At 57.2% G+C, this 7038-nt stretch carries 4 protein-coding genes; 2 read left to right on the top strand and 2 right to left on the bottom strand.

Features of this window, described 5'->3' with window-relative positions; all coding sequences use genetic code 11:
• Positions 1-210: 210 nt before the first annotated feature.
• Complete coding sequence (gene mazG, locus IT585_14290; GenBank protein ID MCC6964418.1) at positions 211-1008, bottom strand: nucleoside triphosphate pyrophosphohydrolase; 798 nt, start codon at positions 1006-1008, stop codon at positions 211-213.
• A 134-nt stretch (positions 1009-1142) separates the two neighbouring features.
• Between mazG and IT585_14285 the strand changes: the two genes are divergently transcribed.
• Complete coding sequence (locus IT585_14285) at positions 1143-3815, top strand: valine--tRNA ligase (protein MCC6964417.1); 2673 nt, start codon at positions 1143-1145, stop codon at positions 3813-3815.
• 184 nt (positions 3816-3999) lie between these two features.
• Here IT585_14285 and IT585_14280 read toward each other — a convergent pair whose 3' ends face one another.
• Entirely contained in the window at positions 4000-4302 is a 303-nt protein-coding gene (locus IT585_14280) for a Rieske (2Fe-2S) protein (GenBank protein MCC6964416.1), read from the bottom strand.
• A 783-nt stretch (positions 4303-5085) separates the two neighbouring features.
• Between IT585_14280 and IT585_14275 the strand changes: the two genes are divergently transcribed.
• On the top strand, positions 5086-7038 hold a 1953-nt coding region (locus IT585_14275), incomplete at its 3' end, for a VWA domain-containing protein (GenBank protein ID MCC6964415.1).

Below are 7038 nucleotides of genomic sequence, written 5' to 3'. Positions count from 1 at the left end.
TAATTCATAGTGAATTTATCGGCTCTCAGGCGCAGAGCGTTAGGGATGGAAAGTGGGAGTCGCGAAGCTGTTTCGAGTTGAATCAAGTGAGGCGAAGAAAGCGACGAATAAAACGCCCTGGTCCCTTATGCTGAGGGAATTGTGGCACGACGGAGTTCACGTTTGTGCAATACGCGGCGAACGAAATGTGCCCTCACCCCTGCCCCGCCCTCAGAGCGAGGGGGAGTCGTGGGATTTGGCGCGCTGCCACTCTTCTTCCATCTGCGCCAGAGTGGCTTCCTTGAGGGAGAGTCCACGCTGGTGGAGAGCGCGCTCCATGCAGTCGAAGCGATTGGTGAATTTGCGGATAGTGGCATTGAGGCAGGTTTCCGGTTCGGCCTGGATATGGCGGGCGAAGTTGACGAGCGAGAAGATCAGGTCGCCGAGTTCGTCGCGGATGGCGGCGACATCGTTTTGTGCGAGAGCGTCTTTGAACTCGGCCATTTCCTCGTCAATCTTGGCAAAGATATCTTCGGCGCGTTCCCAGTCGAAGCCAAATTGAGCGGCTTTTTCCTGAACGCGGTAGGCCTTGAGCAGAGCGGGCATAGTCTTGGGGACACCGGCGAGAACGGTCTTGGGGGCTTCATCCTGCCGCTGGCGGAGCTTGATGGCTTCCCAGTTGCGCTTGACCTGATCGGAGTCGGCGACGGTCGTATCGCCGAAGACATGCGGATGGCGGTCGATCATTTTCTGCGTGATCACCTCGATCACGTCGCGGATGTCGAAATGGCCGAGTTCCTCGGCGATCTCGGCCTGGAAAATGATGTGAAGGAGGATGTCGCCGAGTTCCTCTTTGAGTTTGTCGTAGTCGAGCTGTTCACCGGCTTCAACAGCCTCGTAGGTTTCCTCGATTAGATAAGGGAGGAGCGAGCGGGTAGTTTGCTCCCGATCCCAAGGGCAGCCCTGGGGCGAGCGGAGGGTCTGGAGGATCTGCACCAGTTGATGAAAAGCGGGACCGGATTCGCGCATTGAGATCTCCTCAGAAAAGACCGATGAACAAAGGGTAATATAGGCGCGAACTACGGCGCCGGCCAAGGGTTATTATGATCTTGACATGAGGTGGGCATCGCCTATACTCAGTGGACATTTTGCAGAAAGAAGCTATGAGCGAACAGGAAATTCCGAAGCAATACAGCCCGTTTGGCGTGGAAGAACGGCTTTATGCCGATTGGCAGAGCAAGGGGTATTTCCATGCGGAGGCGAGCTCGCCGAAGCCGACGTACACAATCGTGATTCCGCCGCCGAACGCGACGGGCGTGCTGCATCTGGGCCACGCGCTGAACAATACCTTGCAGGATATCATGATTCGCTGGCAGCGGATGCAGGGGAAGGAAGTGTGCTGGCTGCCGGGGACGGATCATGCCGGGATTGCCACGCAAGTCGTGGTCGAGAAGCTGCTGGTGAAGGAACACAAGTCGCGGCGGGAGATCGGGCGGGAGGCGTTCGTCAAGCGGACATGGGAGCACGTCACCGGTACGAAGGCGCGGATTATCGAGCAACTGAAGAAGATGGGGTGTGCCTGCGACTGGTCGCGCGAGCGGTTTACGCTGGACGAGCAGTTGTCGGAGGCCGTCAAGGAAGTCTTTATCCGGCTCTACGACAAGGGACTCATCTACAAGGGCAAATACATCGTCAACTGGTGTCCGCGGTGCCAGACTTCCCTATCGGACGACGAGGTCGAGCATGCGGAGCGGGTCTCGAAGCTGTACTATGTGCGCTACAAGCTGAAGGGACAGGACATCTATCTGACGGCGGCGACCACGCGGCCGGAGACGATGTTGGGCGACACGGCGCTGGCGGTCAATCCCAAGGATGAGCGCTACCAGCAGTACATCGGCAAGACGGCGATTCTACCGATTCTCGACCGCGAGCTGGCGATTGTCGCGGATGACTACGTCGACATGGAATTCGGCACAGGTGTGGTCAAGATCACTCCGGCGCACGATCCGAACGACTTCGAGATCAGCCTGCGGCACGATCTGGACAAGATCAACATCCTGAACCCGGACGGCACGCTCAATGAGAATGCGGGCAAGTTCAAAGGTCTGGATGTCAAGACCGCGCGGCGTGAGGTGTTAGACGAACTGGAGAAGAAAGGATTGCTGGCGAAGATCGACGACTACTCGCACGCAGTCGGGATCTGTTCGCGTTGCGCGACGGTGGTGGAGCCGTACTTATCGGAGCAGTGGTTCGTGCGAATGAAGCCACTGACGAAACCGGCGATCGAGGCGTTGAAGAACGGACAACTGCGGTTCCATCCGGAGCACTGGTCGAAGACATACCTGTACTGGATGGAAAACATCCGCGACTGGTGCATTTCGCGCCAGTTGTGGTGGGGGCATCGGATTCCGGTGTACTATTGCCGCGACTGCAACGAAGAGATGGTCCTGAAGCAGGCGCCGGCGAAGTGCCGCAAGTGCGGAACGACGGACATCTACCAGGAAGAGGACGTGCTCGACACGTGGTTCTCCTCGTGGTTGTGGCCGTTTTCGACCTTCGGCTGGCCGCAGGATACGGAGGATTTGCGGAAATTCTATCCGACCAATTCCCTGTTTACGGCGAGCGAGATCATATTCCTGTGGGTGGCGCGGATGGTGATGGCGGGCTATGAGTTCACCGGCAAGCTGGTGTTCAACGACGTTTACATCCACGGCACGGTACGCGACGCGCAGGGACGGAAGATGTCGAAGTCGCTGGGGAATGGAATCGATCCGATCGAAGTGATCGACCAGTACGGCGCGGACAGCATGCGGCTGTCGCTGATCCTGTCGACGCCGGAGGGGCAGGATCCGAATATTGCGATGAACACGTTCGAGCTGGGGCGCAATTTCGGCAACAAGCTGTGGAACGCGTCGCGCTTCATCATGATGAACCTCGGCGACGAGATCGGCGAGGGCGAGCTGGCGGAGCGGCCGCAGGCGGCGGCGCTGCCGATGATGGACCGGTGGATTCTGTCGCGGCTAAACGAGACGATCAAGCGCACGACTGAGCAGCTGGAGGAGTTTCATTTCAACGCGGCGGCAAAGCTGCTGTATGATTATGTCTGGCACGACTACTGCGACTGGTATATCGAGTTGGTCAAGCCGCGGCTCTACGGCGACACCGATCCGGAGGACAAGCTGCTGGCGAAGCGGGTCACGGGCTATTGTCTGAACAATATCCTGAAGCTGCTGCATCCGTTGGCGCCGTACATCACGGAAGAGATCTGGCACTTGCTGCACAAACTGCCGGCGGGCGAAAAGTCGATTCTGCTGGAGTCGTACCCGGTCGCGGATGAGCGGCTGATTGACGAGCAACTCGAAGAGATGATGCTCAAGCTGCAGCGGGTGGTGAACGCGGTGCGCAACATCCGGGCGACGATGAACATTCCGCCGTCCAAGCGTGCGGAGGTGCATCTGAGGATCAGCGATCCGGAGCTGACAAAGATCCTGGACGACAACCGCAACTACATTCTGAATCTGGGGCGGATCGAGAATTTGATCATCGGGGCCGACCTGAAGAAGCCCCCACTGTCGGCTTCGGCAGTAATCCCGGGGGTGGAGATCTATGTGCCGTTGGCGGGATTGATCGACATCGAGACGGAGCGCAAGCGACTGCAGAAGGAACTCGAGAATGTGACCGGGCTGTTGGAAAAGACGCGGCTGAAGCTGGCGAATCGCGATTTTGTCGAGCAGGCGCCGAAGCCGGTGGTGGAGCAGCAGCAGGCGAAGCGGCGCGAATACGAAGAGATTGTCGAAAAGATCAACGCAAATTTGGAGCAGTTGCTGGGGTGGTAGGCGGAGCGAGCGCCTCAAGGTTGATCCGGGTGGTCAAGGGGCGGCAGGTCACATCCCGCACGATTACGTGTCGAAATACTTCCACAGATTTCGTCGTGCGGGACAAGACCTGCCGCAACGATGATAATGGGGACTTTGGTAATCAGCGTAAGCGATCATTATTTAGAGCACGTGCGCTGCGGGGCTACCCGATAATCACATAGACTTCGCCGGCGTCAATTTCGATCGGATATGATTTCAATTTCGCCCAAGGTTCGTTGAGGCACTCGCCGGTGGTGATGTCGTAGCGCCAGGCGTGGGCGGGGCAAGTGATGATGGTGCCGTCGATTTTGCCGTGGGCGATGGAGGCGCGCATGTGTTTGCAGTCGGCCTCCAGACCGTAGAGGACTCCATCGATTTTGAAAACGGCGATGTTGCGGGCCAGGACTTTGACGGCTTTGACGCCGCCCTCCGCGAGCTGACTTTCGGGGCAAACTTTGATCCGCAAGCGGCAATCTCCGAAAATATTTTCTCCGCCGCCAATAAAGCGAAGGTGGGCGCGAATGGCACGATGAATCCGAGGTAAGTGAAGATTATCACGAGGTGTGGAGCGGCTAAGAACTTGCTGTTCCGCAACCCGATACGCAACAACTGGTTAATGGGCGCATCTGTGTTTGACTTCGAGTTGTAGCTGAAAAGAATCAGGATAAAGACTGACAAGATAACCTGACCGGCTCGGGGGAAGGATTGTATCTGCTTGTGTGATTTAAGATTGCGGATATCGAAGTTTATACTTTCGGCCAGAATTGGCTTGACAAAAGTTTGACATTTGGCTTGATTTGTAAAGCAGCATTACAAGTACTTCGCAGGTACTATTTCATAAAGTAAAGAACAGAATTGAATTGTTGCCGGGCAGGAGGTAATTCAGGCAGCGACGATTGTGGCGGAGTGAAGCAGGATCACTGACGTCGGCGCGAAGTGAGCGCGATCGGGCTGTTTGAGTTGTGCTGTCCCAGTATTATATGGAGGAGAGCTTGGGCAATAGGTAAAGCGCAACGAGTCGATACACTATTAATCTCTCCATCGTGCACGTTTACCCGCCCTGAGTTTTTCTCGCATCATGAACAACTATAGGTGTGATGCCGTTTCGGCGGCACACTCGAGAGCAATCGTGAAGTCGCGGCGCGACCGCCGCAAGGTTGGATAGTGTCGCGGCGCGACTGTGAAGCTGGAGAATGAGAAATTTAAATACAAGCCTCGTCAGAACCTTTGACAATGGCAGGAGTGGGTTATGGAGCGACTGTTAAAGCGCTTAACGGTCATGTTTGCGATCGGAGTGCTGGCGCTGACCATGGGCAGCAGCACGGCACAGGCACAGTATATCGTGATCGATGCGCCGGAGGACTCGACGGTGATCGACACGAGTTATCAACCGCCGTCGGGCTATGTGGTTCCGAAGCTGGACGAACTGCGGTTACCGACGACCGCGGGTTCGCGCAGTACGCCGTCGCTGACGATTTCGCAGTTGATCTGCGGGCCGGTGGTGTGCGCGTACGTGGACGTGCTCGGCTCGAACGGGTTCACGATCAGCGGTCTGAACGCCGACAGTTTCTGCGTCAAGCAGGACGGAGTGACGATCCCGTCATTCACGGTTCAACAATTGACGGCCGACTCCTGCATCACATCGGTGTGTTTTGTGGTAGACATCTCCGGCAGCATGGCAGAGGACAACAAGCTTGACTCGGCGAAGGCAGCGATGCATCGCTATGTCAATAACATGGATGCCTTCGACCGGGCCGCGATTGTTCCCTACTCCAACTGCATCGGGACGGTAACGAATTTCACCTCCAACAAAACCACCTTGCACAATGCGATCAATGCGCTGGCGTCGAACGGGTTTACGGCCTGTTACGACGGCATCTACAAGGGCGTGGATCTGACCAGGTTTGAGCTGGGCAGCAAGGCGGTGATTGCCTTTACGGACGGATTGGAGAATCGGAGTCAGTTTTGCAGTCAGCCGCCGGACGGTGTTTCGGACAACACCTATGCCGACGACTCAACTTTGATCTGCAACCTGGCCAACTCCGGTGGTGTGCCGGTTTACACGTTCAACCTCGGCCCGATTGACTATACTTGGTATAATCCGATTGCGCTGCAGAAGTTCGCTAATGCCACGGGCGGCTTCTGGAGTCACGCGATCAACGGCGCGGCCGTGGATTCGGTGTACACGTTGATCAAGCAGCGTTTGTGCAGCCGGTACTACATCTGCTACGACAACCCCGATACAGTGCAGAACGGCCAGACGCATGCGACGATCATCTGCAAGAAGGACGGGCCGAATTGCACGCCGTGCGACACGGCCTATTGCACCGAGACCGATCCGCCCGATCCGCAGCGGAACCCGCCGACGATCGACCTGAGCGACACCTGCCAGATTCCGACTAACAATCTGACGATTTGCACCTACGTCTATGACGACGACACGCCGCCGGGGAGCCTGGTTGTGACGCTGTTCTACAAGTTCAACGGTGATGCCAGTTACTCGTCAACGGCGATGACCTACAACCCCAATGACAGTTTATTCTGCGCGACCTTGCCGCCAAGTCTGCTGCAGTGCAAGACGACGCTGCAGTACTACACAACGGCCTCAGACGGGCAGACGACAGTATCGGATCCGGCGGTGAATCCCCAGGGGAATCCGTACGTGATCCAGATTTGTCAGAACCTGCCGCCGGTAGCGAATGCCGGGCGCGACTCGGTATTGTTCCAGTGTTCGCCGGCGCCGATCTGCATCACGGCGGCCTGCAGCGATCCGGACGGCAACCTGTCAACCTGCCAACTGGTGAGCGGGCCGGGGACGTACAACGGCTCGGCGATTTGCTTCACGCCGGCGGCGAGTGGAACGTACACGTTGGTTCTGAAGGCAACCGATGTTTGCGGGGCGACCGATTATGACACCTCCGTGGTGACGGTGACGTTGAATCAAGCACCGGTGGCCAATGCCGGAGCGGATTCGACGGTCTATCAATGCGGCGCGGCTCCGGTCTGTTTCCCGGCCTCGTGCAGCGATCCGGACGGCAATCTCTCGACCTGTCAGTTGGTGAGCGGGCCGGGGACCTACAATGGCACCAATATTTGTTTCACGCCGCCTGCGAGCGGGACATACACCTTTGTGCTGCAAGCGACCGATGCCTGCGGCGCAACTGATTTGGATACCTCGGTAGTCACAGTGACGCAGAATCAG

This window comes from Candidatus Zixiibacteriota bacterium (assembly GCA_020853795.1).
Taxonomy (GTDB): domain Bacteria; phylum Zixibacteria; class MSB-5A5; order CAIYYT01; family CAIYYT01; genus JADJGC01.
The sequence above is the reverse complement of the archived record's forward strand: the minus strand, read 5'-3'. Positions and strand labels throughout refer to the sequence as shown.

Bases quoted from the DNA above. Each gene is read 5' to 3' on its own strand.
- mazG (MCC6964418.1), bottom strand. From the start codon at position 1,008: ATGCGCGAATCCGGTCCCGCTTTTCATCAACTGGTGCAGATCCTCCAG.
- IT585_14285 (MCC6964417.1), top strand. From the start codon at position 1,143: ATGAGCGAACAGGAAATTCCGAAGCAATACAGCCCGTTTGGCGTGGAA.